This is a genomic window from Ensifer sp. M14 (assembly GCF_003355565.1).
Classification (GTDB): Bacteria; Pseudomonadota; Alphaproteobacteria; order Rhizobiales; family Rhizobiaceae; genus Ensifer.
In genome coordinates this window covers 577,569-595,225 of record NZ_QJNR01000004.1, presented here as the reverse complement: position 1 = coordinate 595,225, position 17,657 = coordinate 577,569, and the positions used below count along the sequence as shown (strand labels likewise).

At 63.4% G+C, this 17,657-nt stretch carries 11 protein-coding genes; all 11 read right to left on the bottom strand.

The genetic code is table 11. The features are described from left to right. Positions 1–13 precede the first annotated feature (13 nt). The gene (gene addA, locus BLJAPNOD_RS03015; protein ID WP_115418854.1) at positions 14–3,583 is read right to left on the bottom strand and encodes a double-strand break repair helicase AddA; all 3,570 of its coding nucleotides are present in this window, start codon (positions 3,581–3,583) and stop codon (positions 14–16) included. Next, positions 3,573–6,752 carry a double-strand break repair protein AddB gene (addB, locus tag BLJAPNOD_RS03010; protein WP_115418853.1) on the bottom strand — a complete coding sequence of 1,060 codons (3,180 nt, stop codon included), beginning with the start codon at positions 6,750–6,752 and terminating at the stop codon, positions 3,573–3,575. The genes addA and addB overlap by 11 nt, the downstream gene beginning before the upstream one ends. 2 nt (positions 6,753–6,754) lie before the next feature. Then, on the bottom strand, positions 6,755–7,486 hold the full coding sequence (locus BLJAPNOD_RS03005; protein ID WP_115418852.1) for a nucleotidyltransferase family protein: 732 nt from the start codon (positions 7,484–7,486) through the stop codon (positions 6,755–6,757). A 10-nt stretch (positions 7,487–7,496) separates the two neighbouring features. Beyond that, the gene (tsaE, locus tag BLJAPNOD_RS03000; protein WP_115418851.1) at positions 7,497–9,008 is read right to left on the bottom strand and encodes a tRNA (adenosine(37)-N6)-threonylcarbamoyltransferase complex ATPase subunit type 1 TsaE; all 1,512 of its coding nucleotides are present in this window, start codon (positions 9,006–9,008) and stop codon (positions 7,497–7,499) included. Further along, on the bottom strand, positions 9,008–11,488 hold the full coding sequence (locus BLJAPNOD_RS02995; protein ID WP_115418850.1) for a PAS domain-containing sensor histidine kinase: 2,481 nt from the start codon (positions 11,486–11,488) through the stop codon (positions 9,008–9,010). Before BLJAPNOD_RS02995 ends, tsaE begins: the two co-directional genes overlap by 1 nt. Before the next feature lie 303 nt (positions 11,489–11,791). After that, complete coding sequence (gene ahcY, locus BLJAPNOD_RS02990) at positions 11,792–13,192, bottom strand: adenosylhomocysteinase (protein WP_077505414.1); 1,401 nt, start codon at positions 13,190–13,192, stop codon at positions 11,792–11,794. A gap of 168 nt (positions 13,193–13,360) precedes the next feature. Then, positions 13,361–13,654 (bottom strand): HPr family phosphocarrier protein, encoded by a 294-nt coding sequence (locus BLJAPNOD_RS02985; RefSeq protein ID WP_077505416.1) that lies wholly within the window; start codon positions 13,652–13,654, stop codon positions 13,361–13,363. Then, positions 13,651–14,052, bottom strand: coding sequence for a PTS sugar transporter subunit IIA (locus BLJAPNOD_RS02980; protein WP_077505418.1), 402 nt, complete (start codon positions 14,050–14,052; stop codon positions 13,651–13,653). The genes BLJAPNOD_RS02985 and BLJAPNOD_RS02980 overlap by 4 nt, the downstream gene beginning before the upstream one ends. A 156-nt stretch (positions 14,053–14,208) precedes the next feature. Continuing rightward, positions 14,209–14,667, bottom strand: a complete 459-nt coding sequence (locus BLJAPNOD_RS02975) for an HPr kinase/phosphorylase (RefSeq protein ID WP_115418849.1) — start codon at positions 14,665–14,667, stop codon at positions 14,209–14,211. Further along, the gene (locus BLJAPNOD_RS02970) at positions 14,664–16,445 is read right to left on the bottom strand and encodes a sensor histidine kinase (RefSeq protein WP_275540232.1); all 1,782 of its coding nucleotides are present in this window, start codon (positions 16,443–16,445) and stop codon (positions 14,664–14,666) included. The genes BLJAPNOD_RS02975 and BLJAPNOD_RS02970 overlap by 4 nt, the downstream gene beginning before the upstream one ends. A gap of 227 nt (positions 16,446–16,672) precedes the next feature. Beyond that, entirely contained in the window at positions 16,673–17,401 is a 729-nt protein-coding gene (gene chvI, locus BLJAPNOD_RS02965) for a two-component system response regulator ChvI (protein WP_115421109.1), read from the bottom strand. Positions 17,402–17,657: the final 256 nt, after the last annotated feature.

Below are 17,657 nucleotides of genomic sequence, written 5' to 3'. Positions count from 1 at the left end.
AATATCGGGTATCTCACTTTGTCGCGAGGTCTTCAAGGCTCCTGTCCAGTAGCGCATCCTCAAGCACGTGGATGATCGGCCCCTCGGTGAAAATCAGCGCACATTGGAAGCGGTGCTCCGGATAGAGGGGGCGCAGAAGCTCGCGATAGATAGCGAGCTGGGTCCTGTAGGCGATGGGGACGTCTTCGGGCGTAGCCGGCACACTGCGATTGGTCTTGAAGTCCGCGATGGTAACGACGCCATCCGTCACCGAAAGCCGGTCGATCCGGCCGGAAACGGCAAATTCCCGGTTGCCGAGCTTCAATGTTCCCATGACCGAGACTTCCGCACGGCTGGCGTCGGAAAAGAGCGATTGCAGATCGCCATGCTCGAGCACCTGCAGCACGGCATCGCGCAGGCGCGCGCGCTGCGTTTCGGGCCAGCGCGGCACCGAGCGGGCGAGATAACGGTCTGCCGCCGCGAGGCGGTCGGAAGCGGCGATCGACGGCAGAACCTGCAGCAACCGGTGCAGGATGGCGCCGCGCAGCATCGAGACATTCGCTGATGTCTTCTCCGAAAACAGCGCCGATCCAACGATCGGATCGCCATCATCTTCATCGACCGCAATGCCGACGCCCGATGGGCTGAGCGGCCGCGGCAACCGTCGCGGCGGCGGCAATGGCGTGGAAAGAGCGATCGGCGGGCCGGTCTTCGGGGTAGCGGTGAGGTCGGAGGTTTCATCGCCCGACGGCACATCGCGTGGCACATGTGTTTCCCGCCAGGAGTGGCCCGCCCATTCCTCATCACCCGCCTTGAAGATGACGGGCGCGCTGCGACCATTGTCGTCCTGCGACAAGCTCGCCTGCACCATGGCATGCCAGGTGTCGGCGCTTGCCCGTTGCCCACGATAGCCACAGACCACCAGCCGGTCGGCAGCCCGGGTCATGCCCACATAAAGCAGGCGACGATATTCTTCCTCGGCCAGTGTCTTCAGTCGTTCGCTGTCGGCGGCGACCAAAGAATTCGATGCCGAGCCGGGCGCCCGCCAGACGGGCAGGGGATAGCTCGAGCCATCCGAAAGCGGCATTTCCAGGAAGCGCAGATCGGGCACATGCTGGGAGTTGAACGGTTTGCCGCCGCCATCGACCAGAAACACCACCGGCGCTTCCAACCCCTTGGCGGCGTGCACCGTCATGATCCGGACTTCGTCGCGCTCCTTGTCCTGTTCGCGCTTGACGGTCGGCGCCTCGATTTCGAGCGTCGAGATGAAGGCCTGCAAGCCGGGCAGGCCACTTCTTTCGTGTTCGAGCGCAAAGGTCAGGAACTCGTCGAGAATGTCGCTTACTTCGCTGCCGAGCCGGGCGAGAAACGCCGCGCGCCCACCATGAACGCCAAGCACGCGCGCATAAAAGTCATGCGGAGCGAGCTGCTGGGAGAGGGCGGCATAACGAAGAAGTGCCTTGACGGTTGCCTCGTACGGGGAGCCTTCTTCGGCACCGAATTCCTGCAATCTCTGCCAGAGGCTCACGCCCTCGTCCCGTCGGGCAGCGAGTTCGAACAGCGTGTCTTCGTCGAGGTTGAACAGGGGGCTCTTCAACAGCGCCGCCAGCGACAGGTCATCCTCCGGCAGCAGCATGAAGCGTCCGAGCGCCAGCAGGTCCTGGATGGCGATATGGCTGGTCAGAACCAGGCGGTCGGCACCGGCGACGGGAATGTCGCTGCGCCGCTTCAGGGCGCGCGTCAGCGCATTGACGAAGGCATCACGTTTTCTGACAAGCACGATGACGTCGCCCGGGCGCATGGCGCGGCGCACACCCTTCTCGATGATTGTCTCGCGCCCGATCCAGCTGTCGAGGACGGCTGCGATGCGTCGGGCGAGAATGTTGACCGGCGCCGTTTCCGGCGTCGCGTCGAAGGGTGCCGTCCATTCGTCGTCCGTGGCCGTCGGCTCGGCGGCGATCACATCCCAGATGTCGACGGCGCCGGGATGGCCGATGCGGTTGGAGGCATGCACCACCGCTTCGTTCTGGGCGCTGAGCCCGCGCGCATGGACCGGGTTGGCAAAGACGGTATCGACAGCCGACAGCACATCGACGGTGGATCGGAAGGAAAGCTGCAACCGGATCGGGCTGAAGGCCTTGCCGCCATCGCGCACACGCCTCTCGGTCTCGATGCTTTCGCGCGAGAAGCGCTCGGGACGGGCGCCCTGGAAGGAGTAGATCGATTGTTTCTCGTCACCGACGGCAAACATGGTGCGGTCGGTGTCGCGGGCGCTGTCGCCGGAGAAGAAATCCGCCGCCAGCGCCTGGATGATCGTCCATTGCGTCGGGCTGGTATCCTGGGCCTCGTCGACGAGGATGTGATCGATGCCCTGGTCGAGCTTGTAGTGAACCCAGGCGCTGACGTCGCCGCGCGCAAACAGGCTCGCGGTCCGATTGATCAGGTCCTCGAAATCGAGCTGGCTGCGGGTGCGCTTGAGCGCTTCATAATCGCTGCTGAGCCGATCGGCGAGCGTGAGCGCAGACAGCGTTGCCTCGTACATCTGGACGATGCTCAGCCGGTCGGCGCAGGCGACGACGTGGTCGCGAGCGGCTTCGACCAGTTGGAGCAGATCGGGAGCGGCCTGTAGCATCGCCTTGTTGACGAAGGCGGAATCCGCGCGTGGTTTGCCGGTGCCGGTAAAAAACAGCTCCTGCAGCCCTTCGTAGCGGGCCATCGGATCGACAAGTTTCGCCGTCGCGCGCAGTCCCTCGGCGAAATCGAGCACCTTGGCGCCGCCGGCACTGGCGGCAAGCGAAAGGTAGCGTTCGAGGGCCGGACCGTTGAGGCCGGCAAGTGGCCAGACGCTTTGAAGGGTGCGCTCGACGCTATCGTCGGGCTCAAGTTTGAGGGCCGCGCGCAATTGCACGGCGATGCCGCCATGGGCGTCGGTATGGTCGAGGAAAGCCTGGATTGCCGTACGGTTGGAAACGATGGCGGCCAGCAGCTTTTCAAGCCCGGTGTCGTCGGCAAGCTCGAGCACGGTGGCAAAGGCGTCGGCAAGCGCCGCATCGCCGTCGGCAGTTGTCGCCGTCAAGAGGGCGCGGCGCGCGTCCGCCAGCAGCACCGCGGCCGCCCGATCGTCGAGGACCGAGAAGTGGCCGGCAACGTTCGCTTCCAGCGGAAACTGGTGCAGCAGCGCCTCGCAAAAGGCATGGATGGTCTGGATCTTCAGGCCACCAGGGGTTTCGAGCGCGCGCGCAAACAGCCGCCGCGCCTCCTGGAGCTTCAGCCGCGAAGGCAGTTCGCCTTCGATCGCCTCGATCCGCTTTTCCAGCGCTTCGTCGTCGAGCGTCACCCATTCGGCAAGGCGCTCGAACACGCGGTTGGACATTTCCGAAGCTGCCGCCTTGGTATAGGTGAGGCACAGAATGGCCGAAGGCCTGCAGCCCGCAAGCAGCAGGCGGATGACGCGCTGCGTGAGCACATGGGTCTTGCCCGATCCGGCATTGGCCGAAACCCAGGCGGAGCGGGCCGGGTCTGAGGCAAGCGACTGTCGGCGCGATGTCCAGTCGAGCCAGGCTTCGGGCGTCCTCTCGTCCGGTCCGGCGCTGTCATCCCTCATCGCTGTCATCCTCGCTGTCGGCGGTCGACCATTCGGCAACACGGGCCAGATGGTCGTATTCGCCGCCGTAGTCGCGCTCCTTTTGCACAATCAGCCGCGAGGCAAACCCGTGCCTGCCCGACATCAGGGCGGTCAGCAGCTTCCGCAGCTCGATCAGCGCTTCGTCGGCGAGTTGATCGGCCGATTTCGTTTCCTTCGCCCGACTGTTTTCGTTGTTGACCGCTTCCACCTTGAAGCGGGAGCCCGGCTTCAGCCGGACATAGAGCAAGGATTGCGGGTGGCCGGGTCCCATGCCCTTGAATGCACCTGCCTTCAGCGCCGCAGCTTCCAGCGCAAGCTGCGGATCGAGCAGTACACGCGCTTCCTTGATCGAAGGGCTCGAGCCCGTCTTGTAGTCGATGATCTCCACGGTGCCATCGGTGAGCGTGTCCAGCCGGTCGGCGATCCCCGTCAGGCGGATGTCGGCCACGCCGACGTCCATCGATGCGGCGACCTCGGTCAGAGGCTTGCGGATAAAGCGTGCGCGCTCCCGTTCCCAGGCGACGAAGGCCTTGCCGACGGCGGCAAAGCGGGGTCGCCATATTGTGTCGATATGGGCGGGCAGGCGTTCTTCGTCGAAGGCTTCGTTGAGCAGGCGAGACATCGCCTCGTCGGCTGCCGGAGACTGGATGTCGAAGCCGCCGCGCACGAAACGGTCGACGATACGGTGGTAGAGCGTGCCGCGTTCGGAGGCGCCGGAATCTCGGTTGAACGGGTCGAGCGGATGCAGCCGCAGGATCCGGCGCGCATAGATCGAATAGGGGTCGCGACGAAGCCGGGAGACTTCGCTGAACGAGTACTTGCGCGGCTGCAGATCGACCGGCGGCTTGGGTGCCGGGCGTTCGGCCAGTGCCTGGCGTCCGCCCTTGTCGAGCATTCGCGCCCACAGAAGATAGTCGCTGCCGTTGGACCGCAGGTTCTCCGCGAGCCGCTTGCCGCCGAGCGCCAGCAACCGCTGCAGCCATCGCGATGCCACGGTTGGCGCCGATCCCTGCCGCATCGAGCGGGTAAAGATCAGCTTGCGCGTGCCGCAGGCCATCTGAAAGTCGTGGGCAAGCTGCCCGACGCGGCGTTCGGGTGGCTCCAGGCCGATCCCGGTTTTCATCGTGCGGGATAGGAAGGGATCATTGGCGGTCTGCCCCGGCCAGTTGCCTTCGTTCATGCCGCCGAGCACCACCAGATCCATGCTTTGCAGGCGCGATTCCAGCGCGCCGAAGATGAAGACGCGGGGATGGCGCATCGAACGCGGCTTGACCGCCTCGCTGGCGGCAAGCGCCTCCATGATATCGCACCATTGCGGCCCATCGGCATCCATCTGGCCTTCGGTCTCGATGATGCCGCGCAGCAGCGTTGCCAACGCTTCGCCCGCCTCGCCAGACCAGAGGCCGCTCAAGTCGGCGCGTTCGTCTTCGCAGACGGCCTCCAGCGCCTGACCGGTTCGTGCCGCCCATTCGGCAAAGGTAAACGTCTCGGAGAAGGGGCGGCGACCGTCGGTGCGTCGAACCAGCGCTCCGGCAAGCGGCTCCGTTGCCGCTTTTACCCGCACGGCCAGGTCCTTGGCCGCAAGAATGTCGTCCTCGGCGATGCCGATCCGCCATTCCGGTGGATGGCGATCGACGTTGTGATCGGCGACTGCCTGATCGAGCAGCGGCTCCAGCAACGAAATGTCGGCGATATCAGTGCCGCTTCGCAACGCCAGCCGCTCCAGCACATCGGCGCTGCGGCGCATCTCCGCCTTCGCCAGACCGAAGCGGGCGAGGGGATGTTTGAACAGCGCCACCAGCGGCACCGGATCGCCTGGCCTGAGACAGGCCTCGAGCAGAAGCCGCATCAGCGTGCCGGCGGGCGTGGAGGCGAGCGGCGTGCCGGCGGAATCGTCGGCCTCGATATCGAAACGTGCGAGTTCTGCGCCGACGCGCCGCGCGAGATTGCGGTCGGGCGTGATCAGCGCCGCCTGGCCGTCGTCGCTGCCCTCGAGCGCCAGCCGCAGCGCGATGGCAATCGCGGTCGCCTCCTCGCGCTCGTTGGCGGTCTCGATCAGGGCGACATCGCCAAAGGCCCGCTGCAGTGTTTCGGGACTAAGCTCGTTGCGTGTCTCGGTCCAGCCGTTCGTCGCCTTGGCGGGCAAGAGTGCGTGCGACAGGATTTCGCTGCGATCGGTGAGCCCGGCATCGGCCTGATCGAGAGTCGGCACATCGCGGCGCTCGACCTGCATGCGCTGCAGCAGGCGGTGGAAGCCATATTGCGGGTGGCTGCGGCTGGCCGGATCGGGTCTGCCGCCGGTGACCGTCTCTCCGACGATCATGCCCCATTCTGCGTCGGTCATCGTCTGGTCGAGCCCCGGCAGCACGATCGTGCCGTTGGGCAGCTTCTGGACCGCGGCGATCAGCGCGGCCGTCGCCGGGATCGATCCGGTCGAACCGGCAATGATGATCGGCCCCTTCAGGGCGCCTGCGGCGATGCGCTGCGTCTCCGCCTGCAGGATGGCATTGCGATGCCGTGCTGGCGAGGATTGCTTGAGTTCTTCCAGCCGTTCCGGCCAGTAGACCCGGGCGATTTTCAGGAATTCGAGCGTCAGCTGCCACCAGAGCGCATGTTCGCCGGCGTCGAGGCGGTCGAGCTGTTCCCAGTCGAGTTCCTCCGTCTCCATCGCGTCGACGAGCTCGGCCAGATTGCGTGCCAGCCAGATGGCGTCCGCCGGGCTTGCAGGCGCGATCAGCGGGCTTTCCGCATGAATGTCGAGCACCACCTTCGGCAGGCGATTGCGCCACGCGAGGATCAGCCGGCCAAGCTCGATAAGCCGCGCGGTGCCGGGCAGGGGCGGCGCCAGGTCGAGGATTGCCGGAACTTCCGCGTCGAAGAAGCCGCTGTCGTCGTCGGTCTCGCCGAGCGCCCGGATCGTCGGCAGGATCGCCGAGCGGCCGCCGAGCAGGTCGACGAATTCCGAGCGCAGCACGCGCGCCGAGCGGCGGGTCGGGACAAAAATCGTGACCCCGGCCAGCGGCAACGGGTCAGCCGGATCATAGTGAAAATCCGGTGTGAGCGTCCCGTCGCAGAGCTTGCGCGCGAGTGTCTTCAGGAAGGGCAGGCCCGGCGGGATGGTGAAAACGTTTGGCTCGCGAACGGACACGCTTATCCCCCAGGCTGGTAGCGGCGGATCGCGGCTTCTGCGTCTTCGATTGCCTCCGGTGTCCCGACCGTCATCCAGTGGCCGTTCAGCACAATGCCGAACAATCGCCCTGAAGCAATCGCCCGATCGAAATAGATGTTGAGGTTGAACGCATCGACGGGCGCGTCGGCAAACAGTTTAGAATCGAGCGCGATCGCGCCGGCATAAACGACGGGATTGTCCATGCCATCGGCATAGCGCACCAGGCTTCCGTCGGCGCCGAGCGAAAAATCCTTCTTGCCGTTGTGGCCGGTCGTATCTTCGTCGCGCACGCAAAGCAGTGCCATATCCATGCGCTCGGGCTCGAAAAAGTCGGCGAGCCGCTCGAGATTGCTGGGTTCGCTCGCATTCTCGCCGATCCAGAAGAGATCGGCGTTCATCACGAGAACGGGGCCATCGGCCAGCTGCTTCAGACCCTTGACCAGGCCACCACCCGAATTCATCAGTGCGTCGCGTTCGTCGGAAATGACGATTTCTGGCGTCGTGCGCTGCGCCAGATGCGCTTCCATCTGATCGGCGAAGTGGTGCACGTTGACGGCCGCCGTCGTGACACCGGCGTCTGCAAGTAGATCGAGAACGTAATCGATCATCGGCTTGCCGGCGATCTTCACCAGTGGCTTCGGGATGGTATTGGTGATCGGGCGTAGGCGGGTACCGAGGCCCGCCGCGAGCACCATCGCATTGCTGATCGACATTGCTTCTCTGTCAGTTCGCTGATTCGGGACCGATTAATCCCGTCTTCATACACCAGTCGCGCAAGGGTTTCAGCGCTTCGTGTTGGAGGGCGACTTCGAGATAGGCGAAAGTGCGCGGCATGTGCTTCATGTAGCCGGGTTTGCCGTCGCGCTGCATCAGCCGCACCCAGATGCCGACAAGCTTGCAGTTGCGCTGCGCCGACATCAGATGCCAGTCGCGAAGGAACAGGGCCTCGTCGAACGAACTGGTGGAGCGGCGACCCTCGAGATAGGCGTGCATCATCCGGCTTGCCAGCGCCGGCTCTATAGTCACCCGCGCGTCCTGGACCAACGATGCCACGTCATAGGCCGTCGGCCCGATCATCGCATCCTGGAAATCGATCAGGCCGACACGTTGAAATCCTTCGTGATCGGCGCGCCAGATGATGTTCGGCGAATGAAAATCGCGCAGCAGCAGGTTCTTCTCGGAGGTCTTGATGAGGTCGATCAGTTCGTCCCAGATCGAGGCGTATTCCTGCCTCTCCTGTTCCGTTGCGGGTGCACCACGCTTCCACGGCAGGTACCAGTCGATGAGCAGCCGCGTCTCGATCTTCATCGCTGTGCGGTCGAAATCGGGGATATGGTGCTCGACATCGTCAGCGAGCGTAATGTTGCGCTTCGCCGGTGCGGCGTGAAGCCCAGCGAGCAAGCGCGCGCTTTCGACATAACGTGCGTCGATCGGATTGCCGTCGTCGTCGAGCACGCCGTCGGAACCGAGATCCTCGATCAGCAGAATTCCCTGCTCCAGATCGCGCGCGTAGATCGCCGGCGCTGCGAAGCCGCGCTCTCGGAGCAGTTCGTCGATGGCGACGAAGGGGATCACATCCTCGGCGATATGCGCGAGCTGCTGGTAGTACTTGCCGTCCTGCAGGATGGGACCGGGCTTGTGTCGCGCCGCATCCATCAGGATCCTGGCTGGACGTCCGTCTCGGCCGTCGACGCGCTCGTAGGCCCTGACGGAGGCATCGCCGCTCAGGTGACGTCGCCGCGCTTCGGCAATCCCGTTGCCCGCGAGGAAATCGCGGATCACCAAAGAGCGGGCAATGCGCTGTAGCGCATCCTCCGGTCCGGAGATGCTGACGGTTCGCCCGTTCGCCTCATGGGTGATCGACAGCACGATCCTGCCTGCGGGCAGCGCCCCCTCTGCTCTCTCCGGCCATTCGACCAGACAAACTCCGAGAGACAGCGCCTCGTCGAAGCCGAGTTCGTCGAGTTCGCTGGCATCGCCAAGGCGATAGAGATCGAAATGCGCCACGGGAATGCGCAGCTCGTAGCTCTGCACCAGCGTAAAGGTCGGGCTTGGGACTTCGAGGCTGTCGTCGTCGGCAACGGCGCGCAGAAAGGCGCGCGCCAGGGTCGACTTGCCGGCGCCAAGATCGCCGGACAATGCCAGGCAATCGCCCACCTTCAGCGCCAGCGCCAGGTCTTCGCCGAGCGTTATCGTGGCTGCCTCGTCCGCCAGGAAGCGCGTTATCGGCTGCATTATTCCGCCGCGACGATTTTCGGGATCTCTGCCGAAGGAATGCGGCAGCTGACTTCAGTGCCTTCGCCCTCGCGGCTGCGGATCGATACGGTGCCGTGATGAAGGCTGACGAAGCTCTCGACGATCGAAAGCCCCAGTCCGGCGCCGCCGCGCTGGCCATGGCTTTCGAAGCGGTTGAACACGGTATCGAGCACGTCCTGCGGAATGCCAGGGCCAGTGTCCGAAACGGAGAAGACGAAATCTCCACCCTCGCGTCGGCAGGCAAGCTCGATGACGCTGCCATCGGGCGCGAAGTTTGCGGCGTTGGTGAGCAGCTTGATGAAGATCTGCTTCAGCCGCTGCTGGTCGGCGACCATGCGCCCGAGATTGTCGGGTGCAGCAACGCGCAGCGTCACGCCGCCTTCGACCAGCCGGTCGGCCATCTGATGGGCGATGTCGTCGAGGAAATCGGTGAGATTGATCTCCGACATATCCAGTTCGACAATGCCGGCATCGACGGTCGCAAGGTCAAGAATATCGTTGACGATGGTCAGAAGCAGCGATGAGGACGTGGCGATATGGTCGACATACTCCGCCTGGCGGTCGTTGAGGTCGCCAAAGGCGGGTGTCTTCAGGAGATCGGCAAAACCGATGATGTTGGTCAGCGGCGAGCGCAGCTCGTAGGAGACGTGATGAACGAAGTCGTTCTTCAGCGCATCCGCCTTGCGCAGTGCGTCGTTCTTCTCGGTTAGCGCACGCTCGACCCGCACGCTGTCGGTGATGTTGACGAAGGTCAGCATCGTCTGGGCGTTCGGCAGCGGAATGACAGCGAAATCGAGGATCAACCCCGTCCGCAGTTCCAGAATCCCGCGGCTCGACGGCCGCTCGTCGTCGAAGCTGGTGATGATATGGGAGAACCGTTTCCAGCCATCGGGCTGGTCGTAGGACATCAGGCACGCCTGTTCGATCGCGCGGATATGGGTGCCCGGCTTCGCCTCGGTCTCGTTGATGCCCCAGATCGCGCGGAAGGCCGGGTTGGAAAGCCGGATGCGGCCATCGGGACCGAACACGGCTACGCCTTCGGCCAGATGGTCGATGGTTTCGCCCTGGACCTGGACCAGCGTGTTGTAGCGGGTTTCCAGATCGACCTTTTCGGTCAGGTTCTCGAACACCCAGGTCACGCCGCCCTGCGGCCGCGCGGTTGCGAATACCCGCAGGGTCTGGCCGTTCGGCAGGTGCCAGAGGTCGGATTGCGTATCGAGCGCCTGGTAGACGGAGAGCGCGTTCGCCTTCCACTGTTTCCAGTTGAGCTGCTCGGGCAGCTGGCCGCCGGAGCGCAGGCGGTCGAGCACTTCGCCGTTGTCCGGTTTGCGCTCAAGGAAGCCCATGTCCAGGTTCCAGAGGCGCTGGAACGCCTGGTTGTAGAATTGCAGACGCTGATTGCCGTCGAAGATGGCGACTGGCGTCGCGAGATGGTCGAGCGTTTCGGCATGGCTCTTGAGCGTGCGGTCGAGTTCTTCCCGCACCGCCTCGATGCCCGAGACATCGATCGCGATGCCCGTCGTTCCGGCCGGGCTGCGCGCGTCGACGACGTCGAAGAATGTGCGGTTGCCCTTGACGACGGTCGAAAGCTTGTCGCGGAACGGCGTGTCGAAGGTCGAGACGGCGCGGATCTTTTCGCGCGCCACCGTCGCCAGCAGCTCCCGGCCCTCGGCAATGGCCGCGGCGACGTTGGGTGCTTCGACGGCGTCGGAATAGGCCTCGTTGACCCAGCTCAGCGTCCCGTCTGTACCGCGCTGCCAGACCGGCAGGTCGATCGCGTCGAGCAGGGTGCGGAAGGACGTCAGCGAGTTGTTGAGGCGATCACGCTCGAGCTTCAGCTCGGCGAGTTCCGCCCGCATGTTGTTGAGCGCGATGAAACGCACGAAAGCGCGCCCGCCCGAAACGCGGCCCTGCGCCTCCAGCACCTCGTTGCGCTGGGTTTCAAGCACCAGATCGAAGCTGCGTGCCTGCGTGCGCAGGGCGTCGATCGCCTTTTCGAGTTCGCTGGCGGAATTCCCCTTGATCCAGCGACCAAACGCCAGGAATTCGCGATCGTCTGACGGCGCCCCGGTCTCCGCTGGCAGCTGGCCGAGCATTTCCGCCCGCTCCGCAAGCCCGTCCCAGATGACGATGCGCCGGTTCTTGTCGGCAATCAGCGCCTGGAAGCGCGACAGGCGCTGGTTGGCGTCCGAAAGGTCGGACCTGAGCTCGCGGTTCTCGGCCTCGATGTTGCCGCGCTGGCGGATCAGCCAGATCGCCGAGATCATTGCCGCGGAAATGACGCCGATGAGGACGGAAAAGGTGATGACTTCCGAGGAGCCGAAGATATTCGCCTTCTGCGCCGAGACCTGGGCGACCGCATCCGTTGCGGCGAACAGCGCCGTGCAGGCCATCAGGCGGCGAAGGAGCACCGGGCCTTTGCGGCGACCGCCCGATGAGGTTTCGTGTGCTGTTGTCATGGCGCTGCCGTCCCCGTCTGTCCGAAGGGTGCTGCCGGCCCTGTTGTGCCATGCGCAGTTCCGGCGATACCCTGAAGGGTTCGCGTCAGTTCTGATTGCATCCCCGGTCTGTCTCCGTCTGTTTGCCGCTTGCCGACAAGACATCCCACTCGCAATGCCCGAAGGTCCGCACCGGCATCACGAATCAATGGGTTAGAGCATACTTCGTAGTCGAATCGCCGGGAAGGGAGCCGCCCAAAAAAGAGGCCGCGCTCTCTTGTCAAGAACGCGGCCACAACATGTTGTGGATTGCCCGGGTAACGATTAGTACCGGTAGTGTTCGGCCTTGAACGGACCCTGCTGGCCGACGCCGATATAGTCGGCCTGTTCCTTCGACAGCTCGGAGAGCTTGGCGCCGAGCTTGTTCAGGTGCAGGCGGGCGACCTTCTCGTCGAGTGCCTTCGGCAGAACGTAGACTTCGTTCTTGTAGTTCTCGCCCTTGGTGAAGAGCTCGATCTGGGCCAGCGTCTGGTTGGTGAACGAGGCGGACATCACGAAGGACGGGTGGCCGGTGGCGTTGCCGAGGTTGAGCAGGCGGCCTTCCGACAGAAGGATCATGCGGTTGCCCTTCGGGAACTCGATCATGTCGACCTGCGGCTTGATGTTCGTCCACTTCAGGTTCCGCAGCGCGGAGACCTGAATTTCGTTGTCGAAGTGGCCGATGTTGCCGACGATCGCCATGTCCTTCATCTCGCGCATGTGGTCCATGCGGATGACGTCCTTGTTGCCGGTCGTGGTGATGAAGATGTCGGCAGACGAAACAACGTCTTCGAGCTGAACGACTTCGAAACCGTCCATGGCGGCCTGAAGCGCGCAGATCGGGTCGACTTCCGTGACCTTGACGCGGGCGCCAGCGCCCGAGAGCGAGGCTGCCGAGCCCTTGCCAACGTCGCCGTAGCCGCAGACGACGGCAACCTTGCCGGCCATCATCACGTCGGTGCCGCGGCGGATGCCGTCAACCAGCGATTCCTTGCAGCCGTACTTGTTGTCGAACTTCGACTTGGTGACGGAATCGTTGACGTTGATCGCCGGGAACGGCAGCAGGCCCTTGGCCTGGAGCTGGTACAGGCGGTTGACGCCGGTCGTGGTTTCCTCGGTCACGCCCTTGATGGCGTCGCGCTGCTTGGTGAACCAGCCTGGCGAAGCCTGGAGGCGCTTCTTGATCTGTGCGACCAGGATCTCTTCTTCTTCCGAACCCGGATTGGAGAGAACATCTTCGCCGGCTTCCGCGCGGGCGCCGAGCAGGATGTACATGGTGGCGTCGCCGCCATCGTCCAGGATCATGTTGGAGACGCCGCCGTCGGCCCACTGGAAGATCTTGTCGGTGTAGGTCCAGTATTCCTCAAGCGTTTCGCCCTTGACGGCGAACACCGGGATACCGCTGGCAGCGATCGCTGCAGCTGCGTGGTCCTGGGTCGAGAAGATGTTGCACGAGGCCCAACGGATGTCGGCGCCGAGAGCGGCAAGCGTCTCGATCAGCACGGCGGTCTGGATGGTCATGTGCAGCGAACCGGTGATCCGGGCGCCCTTCAGGGGCTTGGATGCGCCAAACTCTTCGCGGCAGGCCATCAGGCCCGGCATTTCGGTTTCGGCGATCGTAATTTCCTTGCGTCCGAAATCGGCAAGACCGATGTCGGCGACGATGTAATCCTGAGTGGTGGTCATGGAATTCTCCAGGCTGATCTCTTCAAGCCGCTCTGACCCTCTGGCCATCCGGCGGCGCGACTATGCCTCCCGCGCATACCATCGCGGTGAGAGTGCGACCGATCTATCAGGAATTCCGGGGCAGGGCAACCTCGATATAAAGAAGTCTTTATATCTTTATATTGTCGGTTACATTTCTTCGCCGAACTTGTCGCGGACCAATGCGTCGAGCGCATTCAGCGCTTCTTCGGCCTGCGCGCCGCTGGCGGTGACGCAGACGCTGGAGCCGGTGCTGGCGGCCAGCATCATCAGGCCCATGATCGAGGTGCCCCCGACCGTGCTTCCGTCCTTCGACACCGTGATTTCGGCATCATAGGCCTCGACCGTTTGCACGAACTTCGCCGAAGCGCGCGCATGCAGTCCGCGCTTGTTGACGATGAGGAGTTCTCGCGTCAGCGACATGTCGGGGCGATGGTCCATCATTTTCCGCTCAAGACACGGCTGGCGACGTTGATGTATTTGCGTCCCGCTTCGGAGGCTTCCGCGAGCGCCTTGTCCATGTCGCTTTCGCCACGCACGCCAGCGAGCTTGATCAGCATCGGCAGGTTGACGCCGGCGATGACTTCGACGGTGCCGCTGCGCATGACCGAGATGGCGAGATTGGACGGCGTGCCACCGAACATGTCGGTGAGAATGATGACGCCGTGGCCCTCGTCGACGTTAGTCACGGCGTCGAGGATATCCTGCCGACGCTGATCCATGTCGTCCTCTGGGCCGATGCAAACGGTCTCGATAGCTTTTTGCGGACCGACAACATGCTCGAGCGCATGTCGGAATTCCTCAGCCAGCTTGCCATGGGTGACAAGCACAAGTCCGATCATGGGTATCTTTTCTCCGACTGCACGCGCAATTCACTGATGGTCAGATATCGCAATGCAGCAATTTCGTCCACCTGTTGGGGCGGCCATCTTGGCAAGGAAAAGGCGAAGTGCAAGCCAAAAATGCCGAAAAACCAGCCCCGTTGCCTGCAACTATAGCTAAAATCCTAATTTTTCGGGTAGCAGCGCACGCAGAGCAGCAAGCACGTGCACGCCATTTTCAATGGGAACGCGAACAATCGGCAGGCTGCGACCGAAGGGTAGGGGAAGTTCCTCGTTTTCGGGCGGCATGCGCGGATCGAATGGCGCGCTCACCGGCAGGATCGCCCAATCCATCACCGCGGCAGGCACCGTTTCGAGCTTGGCGATGCCGGCGCCGCGGATCTCGATCAAACCTTCAATCGATGCCGGGCACCGGGCGATGATCTGGTCCTGTTCCATCGACAGATCGACACGGTCGTCGGCGACCAATGCCGCAAAGTGCCCCATCTGGCGGGCTGCTGAAATGCAGGCGAGCGCCAGTCTCGATTTACCGATGCCGGAAGGCCCGGTTACCAGGAAACCGGCCGTGCCGAGGACGATCGCCGTGCCGTGAACATTGTGCCGCGCCGGCGTCACGCGTGCGGCTCGGCAGGCAGGGATAGCACGAAGCGGGCGCCGACGATCCGCCCATCCGGGCCCATGACGTTCTCGGCCTTCAGTGTGCCGCCATGCGCTTCGGCGATCTGCCGGGAGATCGACAGGCCGAGGCCGGAGTTCTGGCCGAAATCTTCGCCCTCCGGTCTGTCGGTATAGAAGCGCTCGAAGATCCGGTCGATGTCTTCCGCCTGAATGCCGGGACCATTGTCCTCGACATAGACGAGGCAGCGCGACCGGGAACGCGTCAGGCGAACGACGATGCGGCCGCCCTGCTCGGGCACGAAGGAACGGGCGTTTTCGATCAGGTTGGTGATGATCTGGCCGATGCGCAGTTCATAACCATTGATGGCGAAGCGCGTCTTGGGGCTGTCCTTGCGGTCGACGACGAAATCGAGCAGCACCGGCTTCTTCTTGCTGCGGATCTGGCGGGAGATCTCGACGAGGTCGCCGAGCAGCCTTTCGAGGTCGACGACCTTGGCGTCGCTGCGCGCAAGCTCCGCGTCGAGCCGTGAGGCGTCGGAGATATCGCTGATCAGGCGGTCGAGGCGGCGGACGTCGTGCTGGATGACGTCCATCAACCGCTTCTTCGATTCGTCGGTGCGGGCAAGCGGCAGGGTTTCGACTGCGCTGCGCAGCGAAGTCAGCGGGTTCTTCAGTTCATGGCTGACGTCGGCCGCAAAATTCTCGATCGCCGCGATCCGGTCGTAGAGTGCTGTCGTCATCTCGCGCAGCGCCACCGACAGGTTGCCGATTTCGTCCTGGCGGGACGAGAAATCGGGGATTTCTTCCCGTTCCTTGGCGCCGCCGCGGCGGACCCGAATGGCGGCGGCAGAGAGGCGCCGCAGCGGATTGGCGATCGTCGACGACAACAGCAGCGACAGAATGACGTTGACGAGGGCGGCGACCCCGAACACGCGAATGATGGCGAGGCGCTCGGCATGCACGATCTTGTCGATGTCGCCCGCCTGGGTGGACAGCAGCAGCACGCCGAGCACGGCGCGCGACCGCTGCACCGGCACGGCGACCGAGACGATAAGCTCGCCCTTTTCTGTCACGCGGCGCACGGCACCGCGCACGCCGGTCAGCGCGTTCATGACTTCGGGATAGATCGACCCGTTGCCACCAGGTGGCTCCTTGTAGAGCGGCAGGTCGCCCGACTGCAGCAGGCGGTTGATCCAGCTCCCGAACTTTTCCTCGATGCCGGTCGCTTCCGGGTCGACGGGCGGCAGGTCGAAGCGCAGCACCTGGCCGCCGCTATAGAGGTGGCGTGAATCGAGCAGCAGGTCCGCATCGGCGTCGAACAGGCGCGCGCGGGTGCGGGTCGGCGAGATCAAGCGTCTGAGGACGGGAGCAACCCGTTCCTGGATAATGGGAAAATCCAGGTCTTCGTCGCTCGGCAGCGGCGTGATGCTCTGGCCGGCCTGCAGCTCCAGCAGCTTTTCGGGATCGATGGTGATCGAATTTGTGTCGACGGAGGCGGAAGCCGAAATGGCGCCGGCGATGATTTCGCCCTGGGTCAGCAGGCTTTCGACGCGAGCGTCGATCAGGCCTTCTCGGAACTGGTTGAGATACATGATCCCGCCGACCAGAACCACGAGCGCGACGAGGTTGAAGAAGACGATCCGGCGCGTCAGGCTCGAAAAGACCGCATTGCCGAACAGGCGGCGAATCAGCGTGAAGGAATAGGCCCAGCGCCGGCCGTTGTGGGCCGACGCCCGTCCGTCAAGTTCGTCGATATCGCCTTGCAAGACTTCCACCAAGTCTTTCCGCTCCCGCAGCGGATCATCCCCGCCATATCTTCATTGAGTGTGACCAAACGTCACCCGGAGGCCGGGTCTCGCAGGTCCGCCGATGGTCTCTTTTTTGGTCTTCGGTCTCGTGGAGCCGATGCCACCGGCCAAGCCAATAGGCGGGTCGAAGCTTGCCCGCCATCGCGTCGGTTCTGAATGCTCCACAAACGACGCGATGGCAAGGGCTCAGGCCCTCAGGCCATTTCGCGGAAGCGGTAGCCGACGCCATAGAGCGTCTCGATCATGTCGAAGTCGTTGTCGACCATCTTGAACTTTTTGCGCAGTCGCTTGATGTGGCTGTCGATGGTGCGGTCATCGACATAGACCTGCTCGTCATAGGCCGCATCCATCAGTGCATCGCGGCTCTTGACCACGCCCGGACGCTGCGCAAGCGAGTGAAGAATGAGGAACTCGGTGACCGTCAGGGTCACGGGCTCGTTCTTCCAGGTGCAGGTGTGGCGCTCCTGGTCCATGGCCAGTTGCCCGCGCTCCAGCGACCGCGTGGGCGTGTCGGAGGTCTTCGGGGCGCCAGTGGTGCCGCCGGCTGCAGCGGCTTCCCGGTTTGCGGCCCGACGCAGGATCGCCTTGACGCGCTCGACCAGCAGGCGCTGGGAGAACGGCTTGGTGATGAAATCGTCTGCGCCCATCTTCAGGCCGAAGAGCTCGTCGATTTCCTCGTCCTTCGAGGTGAGAAAGATCACCGGCAGGTCGGACTTCTGGCGCAGGCGCCGCAACAGTTCCATGCCGTCCATGCGCGGCATCTTGATGTCGAAGATCGCAAGCTGCGGCGGCCGGGCCAACAGGCCTTCGAGCGCGGAGGCACCGTCGGTATAGGTCTCGACCTTGTAGCCTTCAGCTTCAAGCGCGATGGATACGGACGTCAGGATATTCCGGTCATCATCGACAAGCGCGATGGTCTGCATCGTGTTCAACTCCGTCATTTGAGGCCGATCGCCGGTTTCGTCTTCGAATCCACGGCAACCGCGAGTCACGGGTGCGTTACTTGAGTATAAAGGTGGAACAAATTGTGGCGAAGCCCAAAAAGCGATTGAGCGCACACTCCGTTGCCTGAGGGCAGATATGGCGCAGGGAACTCGGTTTCAACCGATTAAAAAAACGATAATTTTCTTTAAATCGATTAATATACTGAAATCATTATTCTTTTTTTGACTCCGCCTT